The 22823-nt window shown below is 62.1% G+C and carries 26 protein-coding genes; 16 read left to right on the forward strand and 10 right to left on the reverse strand.

Annotated elements, in window-relative coordinates:
• Positions 1-151: 151 nt before the first annotated feature.
• From ACNAOT_RS10635 to ACNAOT_RS10645, 3 genes are all read left to right on the forward strand, one after another.
• On the forward strand, positions 152-1483 hold the full coding sequence (locus tag ACNAOT_RS10635) for an MFS transporter (RefSeq protein ID WP_091467228.1): 1332 nt from the start codon (positions 152-154) through the stop codon (positions 1481-1483).
• Positions 1484-1524: 41 nt separating this feature from the next.
• Positions 1525-2805: an ArgE/DapE family deacylase gene (locus ACNAOT_RS10640; RefSeq protein ID WP_420181012.1), complete on the forward strand. Its 1281-nt coding sequence runs from the start codon at positions 1525-1527 to the stop codon at positions 2803-2805.
• A 68-nt stretch (positions 2806-2873) separates the two neighbouring features.
• Complete coding sequence (locus ACNAOT_RS10645) at positions 2874-3290, forward strand: nuclear transport factor 2 family protein (RefSeq protein WP_420181013.1); 417 nt, start codon at positions 2874-2876, stop codon at positions 3288-3290.
• Between the two features lie 28 nt (positions 3291-3318).
• Here ACNAOT_RS10645 and arfB read toward each other — a convergent pair whose 3' ends face one another.
• Entirely contained in the window at positions 3319-3738 is a 420-nt protein-coding gene (arfB, locus tag ACNAOT_RS10650) for an alternative ribosome rescue aminoacyl-tRNA hydrolase ArfB (protein ID WP_420181014.1), read from the reverse strand.
• A 105-nt stretch (positions 3739-3843) separates the two neighbouring features.
• Here arfB and ACNAOT_RS10655 point away from each other — a divergent pair, with 105 nt between their 5' ends.
• From ACNAOT_RS10655 to ACNAOT_RS10685, 7 genes are all read left to right on the forward strand, one after another.
• On the forward strand, positions 3844-4668 hold the full coding sequence (locus ACNAOT_RS10655) for an ABC transporter ATP-binding protein (protein WP_420181015.1): 825 nt from the start codon (positions 3844-3846) through the stop codon (positions 4666-4668).
• Between the two features lie 46 nt (positions 4669-4714).
• Entirely contained in the window at positions 4715-5695 is a 981-nt protein-coding gene (locus ACNAOT_RS10660) for an iron-siderophore ABC transporter substrate-binding protein (RefSeq protein WP_420181016.1), read from the forward strand.
• A gap of 10 nt (positions 5696-5705) precedes the next feature.
• Entirely contained in the window at positions 5706-7844 is a 2139-nt protein-coding gene (locus ACNAOT_RS10665) for an iron ABC transporter permease (RefSeq protein ID WP_420181017.1), read from the forward strand.
• 103 nt (positions 7845-7947) lie between these two features.
• A complete protein-coding gene (locus ACNAOT_RS10670; RefSeq protein ID WP_420181018.1) occupies positions 7948-8823 on the forward strand; it encodes an NAD(P)H-binding protein in 876 nt (291 codons plus the stop codon).
• A 17-nt stretch (positions 8824-8840) separates the two neighbouring features.
• Positions 8841-9236 (forward strand): hypothetical protein, encoded by a 396-nt coding sequence (locus tag ACNAOT_RS10675; RefSeq protein WP_420181019.1) that lies wholly within the window; start codon positions 8841-8843, stop codon positions 9234-9236.
• 83 nt (positions 9237-9319) lie between these two features.
• Positions 9320-9940: a dihydrofolate reductase family protein gene (locus ACNAOT_RS10680; RefSeq protein WP_420181020.1), complete on the forward strand. Its 621-nt coding sequence runs from the start codon at positions 9320-9322 to the stop codon at positions 9938-9940.
• Between the two features lie 171 nt (positions 9941-10111).
• Complete coding sequence (locus ACNAOT_RS10685) at positions 10112-10291, forward strand: MBL fold metallo-hydrolase (RefSeq protein WP_420181153.1); 180 nt, start codon at positions 10112-10114, stop codon at positions 10289-10291.
• Here ACNAOT_RS10685 and ACNAOT_RS10690 read toward each other — a convergent pair.
• On the reverse strand, positions 10284-10724 hold the full coding sequence (locus ACNAOT_RS10690; protein ID WP_420181021.1) for a hypothetical protein: 441 nt from the start codon (positions 10722-10724) through the stop codon (positions 10284-10286). The two genes, ACNAOT_RS10685 and ACNAOT_RS10690, sit on opposite strands and share 8 nt — an antisense overlap.
• A 228-nt stretch (positions 10725-10952) precedes the next feature.
• On the opposite strand from ACNAOT_RS10690, the gene ACNAOT_RS10695 reads away from it, so the two are divergent.
• Together ACNAOT_RS10695 and ACNAOT_RS10700 are read left to right on the forward strand one after the other, a co-directional pair.
• A complete protein-coding gene (locus tag ACNAOT_RS10695) occupies positions 10953-11435 on the forward strand; it encodes a pyridoxamine 5'-phosphate oxidase family protein (protein ID WP_420181022.1) in 483 nt (160 codons plus the stop codon).
• A gap of 6 nt (positions 11436-11441) precedes the next feature.
• A complete protein-coding gene (locus ACNAOT_RS10700) occupies positions 11442-11795 on the forward strand; it encodes a TraR/DksA family transcriptional regulator (protein ID WP_420181023.1) in 354 nt (117 codons plus the stop codon).
• Between the two features lies 1 nt (position 11796).
• Here the strand turns inward: ACNAOT_RS10700 and ACNAOT_RS10705 are convergent, their stop codons facing one another.
• Genes ACNAOT_RS10705 through ACNAOT_RS10735 form a run of 7 tightly spaced genes read right to left on the reverse strand, consistent with a single transcriptional unit; the run spans position 11797 to position 18316 of the window.
• Entirely contained in the window at positions 11797-12057 is a 261-nt protein-coding gene (locus tag ACNAOT_RS10705; RefSeq protein ID WP_420181024.1) for a hypothetical protein, read from the reverse strand.
• Between the two features lie 27 nt (positions 12058-12084).
• Complete coding sequence (locus ACNAOT_RS10710) at positions 12085-13080, reverse strand: fumarylacetoacetate hydrolase family protein (RefSeq protein WP_420181025.1); 996 nt, start codon at positions 13078-13080, stop codon at positions 12085-12087.
• Between the two features lie 9 nt (positions 13081-13089).
• Complete coding sequence (locus ACNAOT_RS10715) at positions 13090-14166, reverse strand: amidohydrolase family protein (protein ID WP_420181026.1); 1077 nt, start codon at positions 14164-14166, stop codon at positions 13090-13092.
• On the reverse strand, positions 14163-15287 hold the full coding sequence (locus ACNAOT_RS10720; protein ID WP_420181027.1) for an FAD-dependent monooxygenase: 1125 nt from the start codon (positions 15285-15287) through the stop codon (positions 14163-14165). Before ACNAOT_RS10720 ends, ACNAOT_RS10715 begins: the two co-directional genes overlap by 4 nt.
• Positions 15288-15346: 59 nt before the next feature.
• Complete coding sequence (locus ACNAOT_RS10725) at positions 15347-16306, reverse strand: cyclase family protein (protein WP_420181154.1); 960 nt, start codon at positions 16304-16306, stop codon at positions 15347-15349.
• Between the two features lie 44 nt (positions 16307-16350).
• The gene (locus ACNAOT_RS10730; RefSeq protein WP_420181028.1) at positions 16351-17292 is read right to left on the reverse strand and encodes a fumarylacetoacetate hydrolase family protein; all 942 of its coding nucleotides are present in this window, start codon (positions 17290-17292) and stop codon (positions 16351-16353) included.
• Between the two features lie 4 nt (positions 17293-17296).
• Positions 17297-18316 carry a VOC family protein gene (locus ACNAOT_RS10735; protein WP_420181029.1) on the reverse strand — a complete coding sequence of 340 codons (1020 nt, stop codon included), beginning with the start codon at positions 18314-18316 and terminating at the stop codon, positions 17297-17299.
• A gap of 276 nt (positions 18317-18592) precedes the next feature.
• Here ACNAOT_RS10735 and ACNAOT_RS10740 point away from each other — a divergent pair, with 276 nt between their 5' ends.
• The 4 genes from ACNAOT_RS10740 to ACNAOT_RS10755 all read left to right on the forward strand — a co-directional run bounded on the left by ACNAOT_RS10740 (position 18593) and on the right by ACNAOT_RS10755 (position 22287).
• Positions 18593-19807, forward strand: coding sequence for an MFS transporter (locus tag ACNAOT_RS10740; RefSeq protein ID WP_420181030.1), 1215 nt, complete (start codon positions 18593-18595; stop codon positions 19805-19807).
• 29 nt (positions 19808-19836) lie between these two features.
• Positions 19837-20793: a LysR family transcriptional regulator gene (locus ACNAOT_RS10745; protein ID WP_420181031.1), complete on the forward strand. Its 957-nt coding sequence runs from the start codon at positions 19837-19839 to the stop codon at positions 20791-20793.
• Between the two features lie 81 nt (positions 20794-20874).
• On the forward strand, positions 20875-21486 hold the full coding sequence (locus tag ACNAOT_RS10750) for an SDR family NAD(P)-dependent oxidoreductase (RefSeq protein ID WP_420181032.1): 612 nt from the start codon (positions 20875-20877) through the stop codon (positions 21484-21486).
• A 39-nt stretch (positions 21487-21525) separates the two neighbouring features.
• Entirely contained in the window at positions 21526-22287 is a 762-nt protein-coding gene (locus ACNAOT_RS10755) for an SDR family NAD(P)-dependent oxidoreductase (RefSeq protein ID WP_420181155.1), read from the forward strand.
• On the opposite strand, the gene ACNAOT_RS10760 is transcribed toward ACNAOT_RS10755, so the two are convergent.
• On the reverse strand, positions 22270-22815 hold the full coding sequence (locus ACNAOT_RS10760) for a dihydrofolate reductase family protein (RefSeq protein WP_420181033.1): 546 nt from the start codon (positions 22813-22815) through the stop codon (positions 22270-22272). The genes ACNAOT_RS10755 and ACNAOT_RS10760 overlap by 18 nt on opposite strands.
• Positions 22816-22823: the final 8 nt, after the last annotated feature.

Here is a 22823-nt window from a genome sequence, read left to right on the forward strand (position 1 = left end):
TGCACAAGTAGCTGAAGCAAAGCGGGTGGATATTGTCATTGATGAGTGCGTTCTCACTGCCTTAGTGTCGTAGATAACTCCCCAACTGCAGCCGGAGGCATCCCGGCGGTTGTATGCGAACTACACTCCACCCGTTCGAAAGGCTCACATCGTGACCACCTCACATCCCGTTCCTACCTCCGAGGGCGCCCCTCCGGTTATCTCCGGCAAGGACGCCGGAAAAATTGCCCGGGCCGCCTTTGTTGGCACCGCGTTGGAATGGTACGACTACTACCTCTTCGGCACCGCTGCAGCACTGGTTTTCAACCGGCTGTTCTTCACCAACATGGACCCCACCGCTGCTTTGCTGGCCTCCTTTGCCACGTTTGGCGTCGGCTTCGCTGCCAGGCCACTGGGGGCCATGATCTTCGGTTACATCGGTGACCGGTTCGGACGCCGTCCGGCACTGCTCATTACCATCGTGATGATTGGTGTTGCTACCGCACTCATCGGCCTGCTGCCCGACTTCGGCAGCATCGGCTTGGCGGCGCCCATTCTCTTGGCGGTGCTGCGGCTTGTCCAAGGATTGGCTGTCGGCGGTGAGTGGGGTGGCGCGGTAACCATGGCCGTCGAGCATGCCCCCGCCGAAAAGCGCGGCCGCTATGCAGCACTCGTGCAGGTGGGTTCTCCCGTTGCCACCCTGCTCGCGTCCGGCGCCTTCTCCCTGGTCCTGCTCTTCCCATCTGAGGCCTTCGATGCCTGGGGCTGGCGTATTCCGTTCCTGTTGGCTTTCCCCATGTTGGGTGTTGCCCTCTGGATCCGCCTCAAGGTTGAAGAATCGCCGATCTTCAAGGACTTGCTGTCCATGGGCGAGACGTCCAAGGTTCCGGCGTTCGAAGTCTTCCGGCATGCCAGCGGCCGCTTGGTAGTAGCAGTTCTCGCCGCGTTGCTTGGTGTTGGTGGCTTCTACATGATCACCACCTTCGTGGTGAGCTACGGATCGAACACCCTCGGCATGGACCGCAATGTCATGGTCAACGCCACCCTGATAGCCGCTGTGGCACAGATCGTGGTTACCTTCTTCATGGGACGATTGGCCGAAAAGATCGGCCCCGGCAAGGTCACCATGTGGGGCGGCATCGCCAGTGCAATCATGGCTTTCCCCTTGTTCGCCATGATCGATACCAAGTCGCCGCTGCTGATTACCCTTGCGATCACCGTTGGGATCATGCTGATTGCCATCGCGTACGCCGTCAACGGTGCCCTGCTCACCGAGCTGTTCCCGCCGAAGCTGCGGTACTCCGGAGTCGCCTTGGGCTATAACATCGCCGGTGCTACCAGCGGTTTCATGCCCTTGCTCGCCACGGCCATGCTCGGAGTGTCCGGCAATCAGTCATGGGGCGCCGCCCTGATCCTGGTCATCATCTCGCTGCTTACTGCGGTGGGCGGCTTCCTGGGGGAGCGCCTGCGCGTGGAGGACAAGCGCCTGGTCCGGGATAACTAGGGACTCCGGACAGCCTGACACCACAGCCAAGGGAACCGAATATGATCACCGACGAACAATCCCAGCGAATCCTCGACGCCGTCGATGCCGCCTTTGACGCCCAACTTTCCTTCACCCAGGAACTCGTCAAGCACCCCTCGCTCCGCACCAAGGAGGGCAGCGCGCAGGAACTGCTCCATGCAGCCATGGCCGCCCGGGGCTTGGCGATGGACCAATGGGAACTGGACGCGGGGGAGCTTTCCACCCATTCGGGGCACGGAGCAGTGACCGTTTCCTATGAGAACGTCACCAACGTTGTGGGCACGTATCAGCCTGTCACTGAGACGGGGCGGTCCCTCATCCTGAACGGCCACGTTGACGTCGTTCCGGAAGGTCCGGCCGAAATGTGGTCACGTTCCCCTTGGGACGCCCCGATTATTGATGGCTGGATGTACGGCCGCGGCGCAGGTGACATGAAGGCAGGGCTCGCGGCGAACCTGTTCGCTTTCGACGCCGTTCGTGCTGCCGGCTTCGACCCCGCGGGGCGGATCCACCTCCAGTCGGTGGTGGAAGAAGAATGCACCGGCAATGGCTCACTGTCGGCCCTGATGCGCGGCTACCGGGCAGACGCCGTCGTCATTCCCGAACCTGAGGAGGACATGTTGGTGCGGGCCAACGTGGGCGTCCTGTGGTTCAAGGTCCGGGTATCCGGAAAGCCGACGCATCCGCGTGAAATGGGGTCGGGTTTCAACGCCATCGACGCCGCCTACACAGCCATGGCCGCCCTGCGGGAAGTGGAAGAAAAATGGAATACTGAGCGGACGAACCACCGCTACTTTGAGGATCTGGACCACCCCATCAACTTCAACTTCGGTGGCATAGTCGGGGGCGACTGGCCCTCCAGCGTCCCGGCTTGGTGTGAGTTCGACGTTCGCGCGGCGGTCTACCCGGGTATCAGCGCCGATCGAGCCTGGACTGAACTTCAGGAATGCCTGGCCAACCTTGGTAGTGGGGAGAAGCCTATTAATGCAGTTCCGACCAGAACAGGCTTCTTCGCCGAAGGTTACGTATTGGAACCGGGCAGCGAGGCCGAAGCCGTGCTGGAGCTTACCCATGCACACGTGTTCGGTGCTGAACTGGACAGCTTTACCACCCCCGGCTACCTCGACGGACGGGTGTTCACCCTCTACGCGGACACTCCCACGCTGGTGTATGGCCCCGTCTCAGAATCGATCCACGGGTTTGACGAGCGGGTCTCCGTGGAATCGATCCGGCGTATCACCAAGAGCATCGCCTTGTTCATCGCGGAGTGGTGTGGCATCGACGAGAGTACCGTCGCCTGATCAAGAAAACCTGAACCGGCGGCAGTAAGCCATGGCGCAATCCGGTCCCCAAGAGGACAATGCCGATCATGGCTGGACAAATGGTGAATGAACAAGGCGTCAATGAACAGGACGCCAACGAAAAAATAGTCAAGCGGCTGATCGGCTGCATCAACGATCGCCACATCGAAGTCATGGATGAGCTTTTCCACGACGACGCCGTGATGCATTGGCCCCAATCCGGGGAAGTGGTACGCGGCGCCGGGAATCGCAGGGGAATCTACAACGCTTTTCCGCAGCTGCCCACCATCACACCCCGGCGCCTGCTCAGCGGTGGGAACCTGGTGGTGGCTGAGGCGCTGCTGGACTACGGCGGACCCGTCTATGAAACAGTCTTCATCTTCGAATTTCGCGAAGGAAGGATAGCCAAGGAGACTGCCTACTGGAGTGAGGCATTCCAAGCCCCGGAGTGGCGTTCGCAGTGGGTCGAAATCAGTAGTACTTAATCACTTTCGCCCAAAGGAACGCCCGGGGCTACTCGGCGGCAGGTCGACGTCGTTGTTGTTTGGTGGCAGACCTGAGTTCTTTTGCCACCCGGTGGCGCCTGGCGGAACCGCGGGTGGGTTTTGAGGCACGGCGGACGGACTCGGGGACGAGGCCTGCTCTTATCAGATCAGCGAGCTTGGCCATGGCGATCTCGCGATTACGCAGCTGGGATCGTTCCTCCGATGCGGTCACAGTGATGGTACCGCCGACGAGTTTTCGCCCCAGGCGTTTGAGCAGCAACGACCGCTGCTCATCTGTCAGGGTGGCAGAACCGGTAACGTTCCACATCAAGTCGGCCCGGCTGTCCGTGGTGTTGACGTGTTGACCGCCCGGTCCGGAGGAGCGGGAGAATCGCCAATGGAGTTCCGCGGCGGGGATCGTCAGCGAAGGGGAGATTTCCAGGTCCATGGAACAAGCCTTGCACGTCGCTGAATCCAATCCAGACAGGCATGCGCTGACTTTCTCTGACACCTTTTTCGGAAATTAGGTAAGCCTAAGCTAATCTTTCATTTTGTGATTGAACTGACTGAACTCTCGGGGCTCGAGGCCACTGATCTGGTCCTCCGTTATGGGGACAAGGACGTGGTCCATGGCGCAGGGCTCCGCTTGGAGCCGGGGCGCATAGTTGCCCTGGTAGGCCCGAACGGCAGTGGCAAGTCCACCCTGCTTCGTGCGCTGGCCCGGTTGCACGAGGCTTCTTCCGGCACCGTAACGGTCAAACCTGCCGACGGCGAAGTGTCAGATGCGTTGATGATGAAGCGCAGTGATTTCGCCAGGCACGTGACGTTGCTTTCGCAAAGCCGGCCGGTGCCGCACGGCCTCAGCGTCCGTGACGTCGTCGAGTTCGGGCGCCATCCCTACCGCGGACGGTGGCGCGCTGCCGATCCTGAGGGGCCGGCCGCCGTCGACCGCGCCATGGAGCTGACAGGTGTGACGGAGCTCGCCAGCCGGGGCGTCCACGAACTTTCGGGCGGGCAACTGCAACGGGTGTGGCTGGCAAGCTGCCTTGCGCAGGACACCTCGGTGCTGCTGCTCGATGAACCAACCAACCACTTGGACCTCCGCTACAAAGTGGAGATCTTCGATCTCGTCTACGACCTCGCCCGCATCCATGGTGTGGCAATTGGCGTGGTTCTGCACGACCTCGACGAGGCAGCCGCACTTGCCGATCACGTGGTGGTTCTGTCGGAAGGGCGGATCGCGGCCGCCGGACCGGCGCACGAGGCACTCGATGCGGAGCTCCTCAGTGACGTCTACTCAATTCCCATTGTTACCCACACTGATCCGCTCACCGGCAGGCTGCGCACCCGCGCTGTAGGCCGGCACAGCGACAGCTGAACACCCCCTCATAAACGTAAGCCCCCCAAACACGAAAGGGACCCCTGTGTCCATGAAGATCCATAAAGCCCTGGCCGCCACCGCTGCCTTGGCGGTCCTGCTCACCGGTTGCGGAACCACTGAAGGACCCGCGAGCTCCGCTTCGAACAGCGCCGGTGCAGGAGAAGCCATCACCCTGACCGACGCCCGCGGCACCGAGGTCAAGCTCGATAGCCCCGCCAAGCGCGTGGTCGGCACCGAATGGAACGTGGTGGAGAACTTGACCACCCTCGGCGTCATGCCGGTAGGCGTTGCGGACGTCAAGGGTTACAGCGCATGGGTCACCGCCGGCAAGCTGGACAGCACTCCCACCGACATCGGAACACGCAACGAGCCCAGCTTTGACACCATCGCCTCCCTCGATCCTGACTTGATCGTTGCCACCACCGACCTCACCGAGCCTGTGATCAAGCAGCTCGAAGAGCTGGCTCCCGTTGTTGTGGTGAAGTCCGCCGATGGCAGCCGCCAGATCGCGCAAGCCGAGGACAATTTGAAGCTTGTCGCCAAGGCAACCGGCACCGAGAAGAAAGCTGATGAGGCCATCGCAGCGTTCGACGCCGCCGTTACCAAGGGCAAGGCCGATCTCGAAAAAGCCGGCCTGGGCGGGTCCCGCGTAGCGTTCGCAGATGGTTGGGTTGCTGATGGCAAGGTTTCCATCCGCCCGTTCACCAAGGGATCCCTGCTGGCTGATATCAACACCGAGTTGGGTCTCGTGAACCCGTGGACGGTTGAAGGCGACCCAGCCTACGGGCTGGGCTCCACCGACGTCGAGGGCCTGACCGCCGTCAACGCCGACCATTTCGTCTACATCACCAACAGCGCGGATGCTGACTTCACCGAGCAGTTGACCGACAATGCAGTCTGGAAGTCGCTTCCGTTCGTGTCAGCCGGCAAGGTGCACCGCCTCTCTGACGGCATCTGGATGTTCGGTGGCCCAGCGTCGATGACCCAGTACGTCGACGCAATCGTCGCGTCCCTCACCAAGTAGTCCCACCCGCATGACCGACACTGTGAAGAGGCCCGCCATGACCGTTCCCACGGCCGTGGCGGGTGCTCCCGTACCTGCCGCGTCGACTGGACGAAATGTCCGCCGGCGCTCCGGACCGGTCCTGGTGGCAGGCGCCGGAGTAGTTATCCTGGCTCTGTTTTCGCTGATCCACCTCACCCAAGGAACGGCCGACGTCGGCCCTTTCCAGCTGTTGGGGCTGCTCACCGGAGGCGGCACGGACCAGGAAACCGCAGTGTTGGTTGCCTCGCGGGTACCGCGACTTTTCGCCGGTTTGTTGGTCGGCGTGGCATTGGGGGTGGCTGGCGCGGCTTTGCAGTCGGCCACCCGCAACGTCCTTGCTTCCCCTGACACGTTGGCTGTGAATGCCGGCGCGCATTTCGCGATAGTGGCAGTGGCTGCATTCGGCCTGACGCTTCCGGCACTCCTGTCCGGTGGCATCGCCTTCATCGGCGGCCTCGCCGCGGCTGTGCTGGTGCTTGCGCTGTCGGGCGGTGGTGCCAATGGCAATGGAGGCCCCATCCGCCTGGTGCTTGCCGGCACAGCGCTGGCGTTGGGCCTGCATTCGGCCACCAGCGCACTCCTTCTTTTGTTCAGTCAGGAAACCACGGGTCTGTATGCGTGGGGGCAGGGAAGTCTTGCCCAGTCCCGCACCGACGAGTTGATCCAGTTCACGCCCATAGTCCTCATGGGTATCGCCGCACTCTTTCTCCTCGCACGTCGGATGGACCTGCTCGGCTTGGGTGACGACGCCTCCAGGCTGGCGGGTGCGGATCCGCGCCTGGCCCGGGTGGGCGCCGTCGTGCTTGCCGTCGTACTGTCGGCAGCGGCGGTGACGATCGCCGGCCCGATCGGATTTGTTGGACTCTGTGCCCCTGCAATCATGCGTCTTCTGGCCTCCCGTCTTCGCGGCCTTGGCCGGCATAGGGCGTTGCTGCCCATCTCCGGCTTGGCCGGTGCAGTGGTGGTCATCGGAGCGGACGTCCTTGTTCGTGGTCTTTTCGGTGCCCAAGCAGGCGTTGAAGTCCCCACCGGCGCAGTCACTACGGTCTTCGGGGCCGTATTCCTGGTGATCCTGGCCATGCGGATGTCCGACGCCGGGTTGAGTGTTGCCGGTGATGCCCTGGCAAGACTTCGCACCCGCAGGTTCTTCCTCACCGTATTGATCGGGCTCCTTGTCCTGCTCACTGGCTTGCTGGTAGCGGGTGCCCTACTGGGCGATGCGAAGCTCCTGCTCGGGGATCTCGTCAACTGGCTCACCGGGCAGTCGGGAAATCGTGTCAGCGCCGTCCTGGGTACACGAATGCCGCGTGTCCTGGCGGCGGTCCTCGCCGGCGCGGCCTTGGCTCTCGCCGGTGCACTTATCCAAGCGGTGTCCCGCAATTCCCTGGCCGAGCCTGGCATTCTTGGCGTCTCCGGCGGTGGCGGACTCGCAGCAATCATCGTCATCACCACAGTCCCGACGGCGGGCTCGTGGGTGATCACTGGCTCCGCGCTTGGGGGTGCGGCACTTTCTGCCCTGCTGGCCTTCGGATTGGCTTTCCGCGGCGGGCTTCAACAGAACAAGCTGGTGTTGATCGGCATCGGCATCTCGGCGGGGCTGGCGGCCGCTATCACCGTCCTCCTGGTGACGACAGATCCGTTCAACCAGACAAAGGCCCTCACTTGGTTGTCAGGCTCTACCTATGGCCGCAACTTTGCCTCTGTCCTGCCACCGCTGCTGGCCCTGGTGCTTGCGCTGCCTGTGCTGGCGGGCATGAGGCGGGATCTCGATCTGATTGCCGTGGATGACGATTCTCCGCGCGTGCTGGGCGTAGGGCTATCCGGATCCCGGGTGCTCCTGCTTACGGTGGCTGTGCTTTTGACCGCTGGTGCCGTCTCTTCGGTGGGCGTGATCGCTTTCGTGGGACTTGTGGCACCCCACGCCGCCCGCACACTTGTAGGCGCACGGCACTCAAGGGTCCTGCCCGTGGCAGCGTTGATCGGATCCTGCACGGTGGTGCTGGCCGATGTCATTGGCCGCACGGTCATAGCCCCGGCCCAGATACCTGCCGGAATCATGACGGCGTTGGTGGGCGCCCCCTACTTTGTGTATCTGCTCTGGCGTTCACGGGTGGACCGCACGGTCTAACCTCCGGGGAGGTTCGCCGCTAGAGTTGGGGCAACGTACACGAAGGAGGGTCTGCCGTGGTCAGTTGCATCGTCGGCTTATACCTTCTTGTGGCGCCGAGACCGTGATCCTTATCGTGGGCGGCACAGGTCGCCTGGGTGTCCGTGTGGTGAGCGACTTGGCGGGTGCCGGGCAAACTCTCCGCATCATGGCTCGCGGCAACTCGCAACCGTTACCCGATACGAAGCCTAGCGGCGTGGAGGTGTTTCGCGGCGACCTGTCCTCAAGGTCGGACTGCATGCTTGCGGTTGAGGGTTGCCGGCAGGTGGTGTTTGCGGCGTCAGGATTCGGGTTGAGAAGGGGCGGCACCCCGCGCAGTGTTGACCGCGATGGTGCACTCCGTATCCTGGAAGCGGCAAAACGCGGCGGGGTGGAACATCTGGTGATGATGTCCATGCACGGCGCTGCGGCGGATGCGCCGCTGGAGTTTCTCCGCATGAAGTTTGCGGCAGAAGAGGCACTCAGGTCCTCGGGAATGGCTTGGACCATTATTCGAATGGGTGCCAACCTTGAACAGTTTGTGGCCTCCATGAGCCAGCCCCTCAAGGAGAAAGGCAAGGTGTTGGTCTTCGGCTCGGGACGAGCGCCGGTGACATTCACATCAACGGCCGATGCTGCGGCACTGGTTGTCCGCGCCGTTGCGGACCCGGCGCTGCGGGGGCGAACCATCGAGTGGGGATCCGGTATCCATTCCTTCAATGCACTTGCCGGTGCAATCCTGGCCAACGCCGGCGGAGGCTCAATCAAGCGAATACCAGTGCCCGCCTTGCGCATGATGTCCGTTGCTGCACGGCCGTTCTCGCCCTTCATGGCCAGGATGGCAGCGGCGGCCCTCTGGATGGAGTCGGGCCAAGCGGCTTTTGATCCCACGATGCAGCGAAAGGCTTTTCCTGACATCCCTGTCTTTGGTCTGGAACAGAGTCTCGATCCACGCGCTTAGGCGTTTAGGATCGACTCATGGCCGGTTCAGTGGATGTTCTTGGCCCCATCCTGGAAATGATGACGTGGGTGGGGTTTGTCCCCGGCGTGCCGCTGCTTTTATGTGCATGGGTCATTGCCCGGCGCCGATGCGTTTGGACCACCGCTGAGGGAGAACAGTTCGCCGCAGGCGGATTTCTGGGACTGCATTGGGTAGATCGGGCGAACGAGGAACAAAAGGTCCTGCTGGATATCCCTGCCCGCGACGGGAGCGTTGAATCAGGCGCTGTGCTGGTCCACTACGACCCCTGCCACCCCTCCCGATGCTCGCTGCATCCGCCGCGCCACGACAACACTGTTCTGATTCTCGGCTGGATCCTCACTGGTGTTGGGATACTGAGCACCCTCGGGGGGTTCGTCCTTATCCTTCTCTAGCGCGAACCCCTTGAACGTCCAATTGCTCCGGGGCTAGCATTTGCGCGCACGGTCAACGCGCACCGTAAACCTAGGAGACTGCTATGAGTGAGACGACCGCAAGCCTGATGGTGGACCTGATCATTTCCCTGGACGGCTACGCTTCTGCCGAAGGCTGGCCTGGTTGGTGGGGATTGGAAGGTCCGGAGTACCTGGCCTGGTTGGATGAAGAGGGAAAGAAGGACTTCACCACACTTATGGGCGCGAACACGTACCGGGTGATGTCGAGTATGTCGGAGGAAGCCTCTGAAGACAGTTCGGGGTTTTCAGCGGAGGAAGGCGCCAGCCTGAGCGGGTTGGCTGCCATGCCCAAGATCATCTTTTCCTCCACCCTGAAGGAGCCCTTGGCATGGCCCAACTCAGAACTCATTTCGGGTGACGCTGTGGAAGCCGTCCGGGAACTAAAGCGGACCCGAACCGGCACGTTGAGCACTCTGGGCAGCTTGAGCCTTTGCCGTTCCCTGCTGACGGCCGGTCTGGTGGACAGGTTTCGCTTGGTGATCTTTCCCGTGATCACCGGGAGGACCGGCAGTGAGCGAATCTATGACGGCTACCCGGATGTCGCCTTGGAATTGGTGGACAGCCGGACGTTCGACGGCCGCTCGCAGCTACTGGAGTACATACCCACTGTCATCGAGGGCCCGCCACCAGCAAGGCAGGGTTGAGTGCACATGGGTGCAGGCAGCGAATCAGTTCCGAATTTAGCTGAATCCCAACCGGAAGCCGGGTCCTTGCCCGAAGTCATTGTCCAGCAGGTGTAGCTGCCTGCACGGGTTGCGGGCCCCACAGACGCCCGGGCCGCAGCCGACGGAGCTTCAATCCGCGGGCTGCGCGTCATCCACACTCCCGGGCATACGCAAGGGCACGTCAGTTTGCTGCATGAAAGTGACGGCTTGTTGTTCGTCGGTGATGCGGTGGGCACCATGAACGGGGTCATGGTTCGCCCTCCCGCGCCCGCCTCGATCAGCCTGCTTCCCGGTCATGACCCGCCAATGATGAGCGCGTACCTCAGCTAACGTTCAGTGACTGACCTTCACTAACGTGTTCGAACAGTGGAGCGAGGCAATTAGAGTAATAGGTCATGGCCTCCGCGAAAGTGAGCAACTTTGGTCCGCCGGCGGCGGCAACTGCCGAGCCCTGCGGGTCTGCCAGGTCCACGTGGCAGAGAACAGGTTCGCGGCTGAAGCCGTTGGCGGTCAAGGTGGCAATTCCCCAAGGGTGGCTTGGGTCGGTCACGGAGATGCCGGCAGCATCGAAGGTATCCCGCAGGACGTAGTGCGTGACCGTGCGCCAGGACTGGACAAAGGGCTGCTGCAGTTGCTCAATCAGGTCATCGTCGTCGCTGTTGTAGGCGTCCGAGAGGGCGGCGGAAAGAGCATCCCATTCGTGGGCATCGCGGACCATGAGGTGCGCGGCCCGAAGGCGGGCGATAGTTTCATTCAACGTCATGGTAGTCCCCAAACTTCCCGTCGCTTTGCCTGACCCGAATGGGCAGGCCGGACCGCCGTCGGCATGTCACTATCAAACAGAACGGATGAAGCAGCAGCATGATTCCCTCAAAAACGGTGTTTTTGCCTTTCTAGCCGCGTCATTCCTTGGCCGCCTAGCAAATCAGTAGCCTTACTAATAGGGTGGTTGTGGGGATGGCCCCCGGATGCGAAGAGAAGTGAGGCCCGCATGACTGAAGAGCAACCCATCAGCAAAGTCACGGACATCATCAACGATTCCAAGATCGGAATGCTGACCACCGTCAATGAAGAAGGTGCGCTGGTCAGCCGGCCGCTGGCTGTCCAGGAAGTGCAGGACGACGGCGACATGTGGTTCTTTACGGGACTGGGGACCTCACAGGTTGCCCACGTGAGACAGGATCCGCGAGTCAATGTCTCCTTCGGCAATAACACCGAGTGGGTGTCTGTGGCCGGGACTGCCCACGTGGTCACGGACCGACAGAAGATCCACGAGATGTGGAACCAGGTTGTGGAGGCATGGTTCCCTGACGGTCCGGACACCCCGGAAGTTTGCCTGATTCACGTGGATTCGGATTCGGCAGAGTACTGGACGAGCCCGGGCGGAACGGCAGCAACGGTACTTCAATGGGTCAAGTCCAAGGTCACCCACTCCCGCTTCAGCGTGGGCGAAAGCGGCACAGTGGAACTATGACCCGCCATGGTTGACGTCGAGCGGTTTCGGGTCCTTTTGGAGGAGGAAAGGAGTCACAAACTCGAACTGCTCAAGGCGCTGCGAAGCGACATCAGTTCGGTGAGCCTCGCCCGGCAAGACTCCAATGTGGACGACGAACACGATCCCGAGGGCAGCACCATAGCCTTCGAGCTCTCCCAAGCGTCCGCCCTCATGAGCCAAAGCCAGGTTGGCTTGGAGCAGATCGATGACGCACTGGCGAGGATAGCGGCAGGAACCTACGGACTGTGCGCGGTGTGCGGCGTGGCCATACCCGAGGGCAGGTTGGAGGCGAGGCCGTGGACGCCGTTCTGCGTCAACCATGCCTCAGGAAGAAGCTGAGTCAGCTGGACATTCCCGGCGAAACCGGCACGAACTCAATGCCCTGCTGGACCTTCTTCCTGGGGCCCCGGTTGAACCCTTTGACGTCCAGGTGGTTGCCGGCACGGTAGGCTGCCAGCGCTTGGTCATAAATCTCGTTGAGCCGCCGCCCGGTGAAGACTTCCGTGGTTCCGTCGGCGAAAACCACGCTCACTGACACGCTTCCCGGGAAGTGCCTGTTCATTCGGATAAAGCCTTGCGCGTCCTGCTGCAGGGAAATCAAAAATTCCGCCCTTTCGACGATTGTTACCTACAGTCTCTCAGCAGTGGCCGCAACACGGTGACGCGGCCGGCTCAGCGCAGGAACCCTGGTGATGGCCGCCCGCCGCTCGCCCACGGTATTCTCAATGCTTCCGATTCCCTCAACGGTCATCCGGACCACGTCTCCGGTCTTCAAGGGTGGGGGAGTCTTGGCACCGTTCCGTCCCCAAAGTTCAGCGAGGCATCCTCTACCGCATGTCCCGGAGCCCAAAACGTCACCGGGGCGCACCACTGAGTCCTGCGAGGCATACGCTACGAGTTCGGCGAAGGGCCAGCCCATATTGGACAGCAAATCCTGTCCAATATGTTCGCCATTGACCTCAACGGCCATGGAGATCGGCAGGAAGCCTTCGGCGTCGTGCAGGTGCTCAAATTCATCAGCAGTTACGATCCACGGGCCCAAGGTGTTGGCGAAGTCCTTGCCTTTGCAAGGACCCAGACTGACTTTCATCTCACGCCTTTGCAGGTCGCGCGCCGACCAGTCGTTGAGGACTGTGTAGCCGAAGATGTGCTGGTGCGCGTCGGCCGCCGACAGGTTTCTGCCTTCACTTCCCGGTACATGACCGACGACGGCCGCTACTTCGGTCTCGAAATCCAGCTCGTTGCAACCGGCGGGGATTCCGATCACTTCTTCCGTACCGGTCACAGTATGCGGATTCGTGAAGTAGAACGTGGGTGCCTCATACCACTCGGGCACCACGCCGGCCACGCCGTCGATGCTCTTCCGCACGCCTTCCACATGTTCCTCAAACGCGACAAAGTCGCGGATGGTGGCGGGTACCAAGGGCGCCAGCAACTGTACCTCGGACAGGGGAACGGAAGATGCCGTTCGAACAGTTTCCGCAGCGATTTCCAGCGTTTTGGCCAAGCCTGCACTTAGCAGGTGGTTCACGGTTTGTCCCTCGGGCAACGGGAAGCAGCTGCCGTCAGTTACGAACCCGGCGCGAGTACCGCCGTCGTTATTCCAGCGGGCGATCTTGACCATGTCTTTTCCTTACGCTCTGGAGCGGACGGTGAGGGCTGCCGCAGCGGTGATGCCCATGGCAGCAGCGTTGCCAGCGAGAACCTTGGCGGCATTTGTCGCGGGGAGACCGGCCGCATGGACCTCACCAACGGGATTGTCGGAGCCCATGTCGAACGGGTAGTCCGAGCCGAGCATCACCTGCCCGGGGCCCGCGACCTCGACGAGGGCGCGCAGCTCGCGGGGCCCGTGCGTCAGGGAGTCGAAGAAGATCCGCTGAAGGTAGGACGACGGCGGTTCGGCGCACCGCTGCGCCTCAGGGCGAACCTTCCAGGCGTGGTCCGATCGGCCGATGGTGGTGGGAAGGTAGCCACCCCCATGGGCGGCGAGGATCTTGAGACCGGGGTGCCTGTCCAGTACCCCGCTGAAAATCAGGTGGGACAGCGCTACGGCGTTCTCTGCAGGCTGGGAGACCGTGTTGGCCAGGTAAAAGCGATCCAGTCGCTCGTCCAATGAGCAGCCGAACGGGTGCAGGAACACAATGGCGCCCAGCTCCGAGGCCCGGCTCCAGAAGGGTTCCAGTCGTGGATCGGAGAGTTCAACGGTGCTCCGTTCAGGGTCTCCGGGAGTGGCCGCAAAGGACCCGATCTCCACGCCCATGAGGCCACAGCCAAGAACGGCATGTTCCAAGGCTTCGACCATGAGCTGCGGGTGCTGCAACGGAACCAAACCCAGTCCGTTCAACCGTTCGGGCGCTTGCTGCACAACGTCGCGCACTGCCTCGTTGGACTGTTTAGCGAGCTTGAGCGCGAGTCCTTCACCGGCGAAATAGTAGAAGTGCGACGGCGAGGGCGAAACCAGCTGCACGTCCACGCCTTGGGCGTCCATGTCAGCCAAGCGACGTTCGAGGTCAGTGAGCTGTGGCCAGCGCTCCTTAATCATCAGGCCGGAGTTGGCCATGGACTCGGGACCGTTTCGCCTCACTTCCAGGGCCTGCAGCTCAGCGAATCCTTGAGGGTCTCCCTCTGCCACCAACTGCTGGAGTGCCGGAATGAGGACATGCGCGTGGACATCCACAATGGGGTGTTGGGCGGTGTCGATGTGGTTCATGCGGGTTCCTTAAGCATGGTGGAGAGCGAGTTCATGAGGCCGGGAACGTCTGCGTCCCGGACGCCGTCCAGCATCCACTGGCCCAACTGGACCGACGCTCTCACCACGGCAGTTGCCCTCTCCATACGGCGGTCTGCGAACTCCTTCCAGAGAGTCTCGGTGACGTGGTCTGCGGCAATCAACAGTTCCGCGAGGACCGCAGCATCTTCCAACGCCATGGCAGCACCTTGGGCAACAGTGGGCGGGCAACTGTGTGCTGCATCGCCGATGATGACGATGCGTCCACGGTTCCAGGGGCCTTCCACGAGGTGCGAGGTGAACCAGGTGTAGTTGATGCGTGCGCCATGGTCCAGGCTGGATCGGATCTCGTTCCATGGGCCGCCGTACGCGGCGGCGAGTTCCGTCATCACCTTGGGTCCGTCCTCGTGCCGGCGTTCCTGGGCTTTCTCCACAAGGTAGGCGTAGATGGTGTTAGGTCCGGTGGGGCAGTATCCGGCGATGAAACACGGCCCACCGTAGGTCAGATCAGTTCTGACGACTTCCTCCGGCCGCTCGACGAAGGCCCGCCAGATACCCATGCCGGTGGACTGTGGCTCCTCTTTGATGCCGATCGCCTTACGTACGGCCGAGTGGAGTCCGTCAGCGCCGATGAGCAGGTCATAGCGCGAGCTGCCGCCGTCGGCAGTGCGGATGGTGACGCTGCCGCCGTCGTCGGTCATAGCTGTGACGGCCTTGCCGTAGCTGATCGTCGCACCGGCGTCTTCGGCACGGTCCCGAAGGATCGCGGTCAAGTCCGGGCGGTACATTCCCAACGTGGCCGGGAGGTCGTCACCACCGGTTTTGATGTCCTCGAGGACCGCCAGGACGGTGCCGTCGGGGTTGGGCGCCCGCAGGCCAAGGGTGCTGAACCCGTAGCCTTTTGCTTCCACCTGTTCCCAAACACCCAGGGTGCGCAGAATGCGCAAGGCGTTGCCTTGCAAGGTGATGCCGGAGCCCAGGGTTTGCGGTTCGCTGGCCTTCTCCAGAACCTCCACCTCGACGCCGGCTTCGGCCAGAAGGATGGCGGCGGCCAGTCCCGCAGCTCCCGCTCCGACGATTCCGGCCCTCTGTACTGCTGCCATCTTTGACTCCTTTGTGGTGACGGCGTTACTGCCTATTGTGCTGCGTTGTAACAGATTTGCTAGCGGACGGCGATGGGGTTGACAGGTGAACCGACAGCGCCCGTGATGGGGAGTGGAGCGGCGGTGAGCATGAACTCGTACCTGCCGTCTGCCGCACACGCCTCCGCCAGAGTATCCGGATCCCACATTTCACCCAGGAACAATCCGAGGTTTGGAATGGCGATCTGGTGAAGCGGCTGGAAAGCACCCTCAAACTCATTGGGCCGGACCTCGAATCCCCAAGTGTCCGTTGCTACCCCGGCGATTTCCGAGGCGTGCAGCCACGATGCGGTGGTGAAGGACAGACCCGGCGCCGAGCCGCCTGCGTACTCACCCCAGCCGTCGCGGCGGGCCCGCGTGTACTGCCCCGTGCGGATCACCACGATGTCCCCTCGGCGAACGGCGGAGGTGGGGCCCTGGCGTTCAATGGTTCGCTCCAGGTGCTCCGGATTGATGGCGAAGCCGTCGGGTAATTCCCCGTCGGCGCGCCCCAGCTCCGGACCCAGTGCGCGGCCCACATCCAGCAAAACGCCACGGGTGACAATTTTAGCGGCGGCAGTTTCGATCCCCGTCACCAGGTCGCCTTCTGAGGTCACGACGTCGCCAGCTGCCCGGCCGTTCCAAGCTTTGCCGCGATCAAAGATATGGCCCAGCCCGTCCCACTGGGTGGAGCACTGCAGCGGCATGGCAATCACATCGTCAGCCCCGCCGAACCCGTGGGGAAATCCCTGGTTGCCGCGCTCAGCGTCTACGCCGGTGTCGGTCATGGTGTGGACCGGGTTGGTTCGGCGACGCCACCCCTTCTGGGGTCCATTGGTGTCGAACGGCTGGGACAAGGAGAACGCCTCGCCCGACCTCACCAGTGAGGCCGCCTCCACACGCTTGCCATTGTCGATGAAATTGAGGGTACCGAGGACGTCGTCTTCACCCCAGCGACCCCAGTTGTTGTACAGCTTGGCGGCTGCGGTGATGCTGGCCATCGGATCAGCCCGCTGAATCGTGTGCGCTTCCACGGCGTCGGTAGTCACTGTTCGTCCTTGCAGTGGATGAGTTGAGTACCCAGCCCGGTGATAGTGCCTTCCATGACGTCGCCGTCCTGGAGGAGCCTGCCCCAGTGCTGTCCGTTGCCGGCGGGGCTGCCGGTCAGCACCAGATCGCCTGGCCGGAGCGGCATGATCTGCGACGCTTCGCTGACAAGCTTGGCGACGCCGAAGATCATGTCTTGAGTGGACTCGTCCTGCATGGCCTTGCCGTTGAGCTTCAGTGTGACCTGGACGTCCTGTGGGTCGCCAAAGAACTTCGCCGGCACCAGCAGGGGACCGGTGGGCAGGAAGCCGGGGGCATTCTTGGCCCTGTACCAGTCCGAACCGATAGCGGGCATGTCCTTGCGGAAGACGTACTCCCGGGTGGTGATGTCGTTGACCATGGTGTAACCGAAGACATGCTCGAGGGCCTCTTCGGGAGTGACGCGGAAGGCTTCCTTCCCAATCACGGCGGCCAGTTCCAGCTCCCAGTCGTGGGACTTGCTGTAGCCCGGCAGCGTCAGGTCATCCGTAGCCGGAGCAATGGCGGTGGGAAGCCCGATAAAGAAGTACGGCGTCCCCTGGCCTGCACGTTTGTCCATCATGGCCGCCGTCTTGGCCCGCACCTCTTCTGCGTCCTGGCCGGAGTCCCGGTGTGCCACGGCAAGGTCAACCACGTGCTTGCGGTAGTTGGCTCCGGTTTGCAGCACTTGGGCGGGTTCCACCGGAGCCAGGACCTCGACGCCGGCGAGTGCCAGGCCTGCCTGCTCATCGGCTGATGCGGCAAGCTGGTCAAGTTCGCTTTCAGTGGTTTCCCAGTGCTGGATCAGTGAGTTGATGTCCGTATCAAGTGGCAGGACACGTTCGCCTACCAGCAGGCCCGTTTTGGCTTTACTGTCGCCGGGTTCCTGGAACCGGATCAGGGAGTATGTTGCGTTCGCCATGGATTTAGCCCCGACCCTGCTTTGCGTAGGGGTTCAGGAGGGCTTCTTTCATTTCTGCGGAAGCGCCTTCCTCCGTCGCGGTGAACCCTTCGGCCGGCGGGAAGGATTCTGTCATGGAGTGTGGCATCGCACCGTTCTTGTAGAAGTTGTTGGATCCTTCCGAGGGCTTCCACGTGTTGGCGTCCCAGTCCGGAACGTAGTTGCGGTAGCCGCCGGAGTTCAGCTCCACCCGCAGGCCTGACGGGTCGCGGAAGTACAGGAAGTTCTGCTCGCCCACGCCGTGAATGGACGGACCATATTCCATGGGCGTGCCGTTTTCCATCATCACGTCGGCGGTGCGGAGCAGGTCCTCGGTAGCGTCCACCCAGAAGGCGATGTGGTTGACTCGGCCGGCGCGCTTGGAGGTATCGAGCACGACGCCGAGGTCGTGGGACTTTTCGTTGGTGGTCAGTACGGAGAAGACCGTGATGGGTGCTTCATCGAGGTCGACGAAGGCCATGACGCGGAAGCCGAGAGCCTCGTTGTACCACTTGGCGAAGCCTCGGACGTCAGAGGAAGCGACCGTGACGTGGTCCAGGAAGCGGGGAGCAGCTGCGTGGCTGCTGCGGCGCTCGGGACGGTCCGGATAGATGGATTCGAAACCGGGTTCTGCAACGAATTTCTCTACGTCGTAGAAGAGGCGCATGTGGTGGCCGTAAGGACCCGTGAACTCGTAGGCTTTGCCGAAGCCGTGGCCGCCCGCAGTCCAGGTGCCCTGCACCCCGGTTGCTTCAACGCGGGCTGCTGCAGCTTCGAGCGCGGCCTGCGAGTTGGTGCGCCATGCCATCCGACCCAAGGAGGCCTCCGGGCCTTCGGTAATCACCAGGCTGTAACGGTAGTAATCGCCCCAGCATCGCAGATAAACGTTGCCATCTACGCGGTCGATGATGCGCATGCCGAATTTTTCCTCGTAGAACCGTGCCGAGGCTTCGATGTCCGGCGTGGTGATCTCGAGGTGGGCAAGATGGGCGAGGGGAGTTTCCACGATGAATTCCTTCTAAGTGCTCTGGTTGCTCGGACAGTTATCTGCAGGTCCTGGATCAACCATGAGCCACATCACGTATTCGGAGAAGGGCAACTATCTGATAGCAACTATCCGTTGAACAAATAGTTGTGGCGGGCAACTGGGTATCGATCGTACGAATACCTGCTATACCAAAACCGCTATTCTCCGCCTACAGACCCCTTGCCACAGTGAATGCAGTCCCTCCCGGCGTTTCTGCCACCCCGGGGACCATCTTCAAAGGCGAAGGAACACCTAATGAGCACCATGGACCCAACGGCAACTGAAACCCGCCCGCCACTTGCCGGCCGAGCGGCCGGAAAGACACACGCTGCGCTACTGGTCGCCGGCAGCTGCATGCCCGTACTGGGTGCAGTTCTGCTGGCACCCGTACTCCCCACCCTGAACCAGGTCTTCGCCGATACCGCCGGAGTCGCCATCCTGGTTCCCTTGGTCCTTACCGTGCCGGCCCTGTTTGTGGCGTTGTTCTCGCCGCTGGCCGGGTACGTGGCGGATCGTGTGGGACGCAAGCAACTTCTTATAGTTGCGATGCTGGCGTACGCCCTCTTCGGAACGGCGCCTCTATGGCTGGACTCCCTCGGGGCCATAGCGTTGTCGCGAGTCGGCGTAGGTATCGCCGAGGCTGCGATCATGACGTGCTGCACCACCCTGATCACCGACTACTACGCGGGCCAGCAGCGGAACAAATACTTGGGTCTCCAGACCATGGTCAGCGCGCTGGCAGCCACTGCCTTCTTCGCACTGGGTGGCGTCCTGGGCAGCATCAGCTGGAGGACTCCCTTCTGGCTGTACGCTGTCAGCGCGGTGTTGGTGGTCCCCATGATTTTCAAACTGTGGGAACCGGCAAAGAGCCAAGCCCACGTCGCTACGACGGCGAAACAGCCGGTGCCATGGCGACAAATTGGTGCGCCGGCCGCTGTGACACTGTTCGGTGGCATTGTGTTTTACGCTTTGATCGTCCATCTGCCCTACGTCATCACCGGGCTGGGCGTTACGGACACCGGGCTCATCGGTGGAGCGGCTGCGGTCGCTTCGTTGGCCACTGCAGCGGGTGCCATCTCCTTCCGCTACCTTGCCAAGCTGGGTACCCGCAAACTGCTGGTGGGCGCCTTCGGCCTTGCCGCCGTCGGGCTCTGCGTGGTGTCGGCAGCGGGCAGCGTTCCTTTGGCAATACTGGGTGCCGTTGTGGCCAGCGCCGGAACCGGTGTGCTGTTGCCGACACTCCTGACGTGGGCCGTCAACGGACTGGAGTTTTCCCAGCGCGGCCGCGGCACGGGTATCTGGACAGCAACCTTGTTCATCGGGCAATTCCTGACGCCCATCGTCCTCGGCGCAACGGCTGCCGCCCTGGGGAACCTCGCCCTCGCACTCGGGGCATTGGGCGGAGCTTGTGCCCTCGCGCTTCTGGCCGTCCTGGTTCGAGGACCGCGGCTTGTGAGCGCAACGCACTAATGTCCTCCACCGCTGGATAACCTAGGGGCATGAAGAACCTGGACCTGAACCTGCTGCCTCAACTCCAGGTTCTGTTGGAGCTGCGGAATGTTTCCCGGGCGGCCGAGCGGCTGCAGCTTAGCCAGCCGGCCACGAGTGCTGCGATGGCAAGGCTCAGGAGGCATTTCGACGACGAACTTCTGGTCCGCAACGGGCGCACCTATGAGCTCACTCCCTTCGCGCAATCTTTGGTCCCGTTGGTTGATGAAGCCATGCTCCACATCCAGCGGGCCACGCGCGTCCGGTCCGGGTTCGATGCCACTACAAGCGAGCGGGAGTTTGTGATCGCCGCATCTGATTACGCGGCGGCACTCATCGTGGGTCCTTTGCGCGGGATCCTTCAGCGGGAGGCGCCACAGGTGGTGGTGGATTTCGTCCCCACGTCCGGGCTCCAGGGAACCATGGCCGAATATTCCAGGATGGACCTGTTGGTGGGGCCCACCGGCTACAGGATGCAGGGTGAGAGCAAACAGCTTTTCCGGGACAGCTTCGTGGCGGTGGCCGATGCAGGAAACCCGCTTCTCCAGTTGCCCCGATTGACGTTGGAGGACCTCGTTGCGGTGCCGCACGCTGTTGGATACTTCGGCGAGGGCATCAGCACACCGGCCGACAAGCTTTTTGAATCCCGCGGCGTTCGACGACGCGTAGCGGCCGTGGTGGCCGGCTTCCTGTCATTGCCGCTCCTGGTAGAGGGCACGGATCTTGTGGCGCTGGTTCCGCGCATGCTGGCCTCAAGGGCGCAGCGAGGGGCGAACATCGAAGTCCTTGAGTTCACCGAAGAGCTCGAAGCTGCGTTGGTGGAGGCCATGTACTGGCATCCCTCCCAGACCGAGGATCCCGCAAACGTCTGGCTCCGTTCCGTAGTCCAGCGCGCCTGTTCACAGCTCCATGAGATTTTTCCCGTGACGGCGCATCCTGTCGTCGTGTCGGCAGGTCAAAGCAGCTAGCCAGCGCCCATCCACGGCATGGATAGCTCCTATCCTGAATGCGGTATTCCCCGATAGCTGACGTGGCCACAGGATGGTGGGATGACAGTAGACTCCGCCCAAGAGGTGGACCTGAGCAATGAGGCTTCCGTGCGAACATGGGCAGGCGTCGTGGACAGGCTCCATGGCCGGGTTGACGTACTCTACGCCAACGCGGCGGCCACCCGCTTTGTGGCGTTGGAGGCGATCAGCTACGAAGACTGGACCTGGGATTTCCGGCACGAGGTGGACGTCGTGTTTCTTCCCGTCCGGCACTTCTGGCCGTTGCTCGGTAAAGCCAGGCAGTCCGCCGTCGTTCTTGTTGGTTCCACGGCAGGAGTGTCCGGCTCGGTGACCAACGGGCGACTGGCACACACCGCAACCAAAGGCTCGGTGGTGGCAATGACAAAACAACTGGCGGCAGAAGGCGCTCCCCGCGGGATTCGCGTGAACTGTGTGAGTCCCGGCATGATCCGCACTCCCGCCACCGAGTCCGATCTCCTCGCGGAAGAGCATCCCATGCGCGATATTGCGGCACACATACCGCTGGGGCGGGTGGGTGATGCCATGGAGGTAGCCAACTGCGCGCTGTTCCTTGCCTCCGACGAGGCCTCCTATGTCACCGGCGCCAACCTCATGGTCGACGGCGGCTGGTCAGCTGTTCTGCCCGGATGACCCGTTTCAGAAACAAAGGATGTCTTTGCCGTGATTAACATGACTGATCGAAATGTTGTGATTACCGGGGCCAATGGCGGGCAGGGTCTTGCCGAAACCCTGATGTTGGCCGCGGCAGGAGCCGCCGTAGTCGCGGCAGACCTGGCCGCGGAGCCCTCGACTGCCATGAAGGCCGCAGCCGCTGAATACCCGGACCGCATTACTTACCACCAGCTCGATGTCACCCGGGCGGATGATTGGACGGCATTGGCTGGGTTCCTGCAAAGTGCGAGCGTCCGGCTGGACGGCTTGGTCAACAACGCCGGCATCACCCGACGCAGCCGCCTGCTTGAGGTAACCCCGGCCGATCTCGCTGCGGTCTCGGATGTGAACGTTACGGGAGCACTGTTGGGAATGCAGGCCTGCGTCCCGCTGATGAAGTCCGGGGGTTCCATCGTCAACGTTGGATCAGTGGCAGCGCTCAACCGGCACTATCCGGTCGCCTACACTGCCAGCAAATGGGCTCTGCGTGGGCTAACCATCGCTGCCGCCACGGAGCTCGGGCCACAGGGAATCCGGGTCAATTCGGTACATCCAGGATTCATTGAGACCCCCATGACCGCCGATGCAAACCCCGTGTTCAAGGAAGCCACCATTGCCGAAACCCCGCTGGGCCGGACCGGGACGCCGGAGGAGGTGGCCGCCGTCGTGCTTTTCCTCCTGAGCCCCATGGCCGCTTTCGTCACGGGAGTGGACCTGCCGGTTGACGGTGGACAGAGCTGCCACGGAGGAGCGAAGTCAATCTCAGATGCCCTGCGCTGACCGATTTCCCTCAGTCCCCGGGCCCTTCAACCGGTAATTCAGCAGGACGATTCCGGACGGGTAATGACGGCACTCCATAAGTTCCAACTTCGTCCACTGGCTGACCCTGCCGAAGAACGGAACGCCGCCGCCCAGGATCACGGGGATCACGGAGATACCCAGCTCATCGATCAACCCCAGTTCGACGAATTCCGTGACCAACTGACCACCGCCGAACAGGCAGATGTCCTTCTCCACGGCAATGGTTTCCTTGATACGGGCAACCAGTTCCCGCGGATCGCCGGAGAAGAGTTCCGTGTTGCCCTTGGTAGCGAGTGTTGGATCGTGGGTGACCACATACGTTGGGACTTTGGACCCGCCGCCGCCCATGGTTGCTACCTCGCGGTAGGTGTTGGCCCCCATGATGTAAGCCCCGGTTCTGCGCTCGGTGGCTTCAAAACCGTAGTCCTCGTCCTTGGCCATGGCGTCGTTCAGCCATGAAAGGTCGCCGTTCTCTGACGCGATGTATCCGTCCAAGCTGGCAGCCATGCCCCCGA

The organism is Paenarthrobacter sp. TA1.8 (assembly GCF_048595705.1).
In the GTDB taxonomy this organism is placed as follows: domain Bacteria; phylum Actinomycetota; class Actinomycetes; order Actinomycetales; family Micrococcaceae; genus Arthrobacter; species Arthrobacter nitroguajacolicus.

Excerpts from the sequence above, each read along its gene's own strand:
- ACNAOT_RS10640 (WP_420181012.1), top strand. The coding sequence starts at position 1,525 with ATGATCACCGACGAACAATCCCAGCGAATCCTCGACGCCGTCGATGCC.
- ACNAOT_RS10645 (WP_420181013.1), top strand. The coding sequence starts at position 2,874 with ATGGCTGGACAAATGGTGAATGAACAAGGCGTCAATGAACAGGACGCC.
- arfB (WP_420181014.1), bottom strand. The coding sequence starts at position 3,738 with ATGGACCTGGAAATCTCCCCTTCGCTGACGATCCCCGCCGCGGAACTC.
- ACNAOT_RS10665 (WP_420181017.1), top strand. The coding sequence starts at position 5,706 with ATGACCGACACTGTGAAGAGGCCCGCCATGACCGTTCCCACGGCCGTG.
- ACNAOT_RS10675 (WP_420181019.1), top strand. The coding sequence starts at position 8,841 with ATGGCCGGTTCAGTGGATGTTCTTGGCCCCATCCTGGAAATGATGACG.
- ACNAOT_RS10680 (WP_420181020.1), top strand. The coding sequence starts at position 9,320 with ATGAGTGAGACGACCGCAAGCCTGATGGTGGACCTGATCATTTCCCTG.
- ACNAOT_RS10690 (WP_420181021.1), bottom strand. The coding sequence starts at position 10,724 with ATGACGTTGAATGAAACTATCGCCCGCCTTCGGGCCGCGCACCTCATG.
- ACNAOT_RS10695 (WP_420181022.1), top strand. The coding sequence starts at position 10,953 with ATGACTGAAGAGCAACCCATCAGCAAAGTCACGGACATCATCAACGAT.
- ACNAOT_RS10700 (WP_420181023.1), top strand. The coding sequence starts at position 11,442 with ATGGTTGACGTCGAGCGGTTTCGGGTCCTTTTGGAGGAGGAAAGGAGT.
- ACNAOT_RS10710 (WP_420181025.1), bottom strand. The coding sequence starts at position 13,080 with ATGGTCAAGATCGCCCGCTGGAATAACGACGGCGGTACTCGCGCCGGG.
- ACNAOT_RS10715 (WP_420181026.1), bottom strand. The coding sequence starts at position 14,166 with ATGAACCACATCGACACCGCCCAACACCCCATTGTGGATGTCCACGCG.
- ACNAOT_RS10720 (WP_420181027.1), bottom strand. The coding sequence starts at position 15,287 with ATGGCAGCAGTACAGAGGGCCGGAATCGTCGGAGCGGGAGCTGCGGGA.
- ACNAOT_RS10725 (WP_420181154.1), bottom strand. The coding sequence starts at position 16,306 with ATGGCCAGCATCACCGCAGCCGCCAAGCTGTACAACAACTGGGGTCGC.
- ACNAOT_RS10730 (WP_420181028.1), bottom strand. The coding sequence starts at position 17,292 with ATGGCGAACGCAACATACTCCCTGATCCGGTTCCAGGAACCCGGCGAC.
- ACNAOT_RS10740 (WP_420181030.1), top strand. The coding sequence starts at position 18,593 with ATGAGCACCATGGACCCAACGGCAACTGAAACCCGCCCGCCACTTGCC.
- ACNAOT_RS10745 (WP_420181031.1), top strand. The coding sequence starts at position 19,837 with ATGAAGAACCTGGACCTGAACCTGCTGCCTCAACTCCAGGTTCTGTTG.
- ACNAOT_RS10750 (WP_420181032.1), top strand. The coding sequence starts at position 20,875 with ATGACAGTAGACTCCGCCCAAGAGGTGGACCTGAGCAATGAGGCTTCC.
- ACNAOT_RS10755 (WP_420181155.1), top strand. The coding sequence starts at position 21,526 with ATGACTGATCGAAATGTTGTGATTACCGGGGCCAATGGCGGGCAGGGT.
- ACNAOT_RS10760 (WP_420181033.1), bottom strand. The coding sequence starts at position 22,815 with ATGGCTGCCAGCTTGGACGGATACATCGCGTCAGAGAACGGCGACCTT.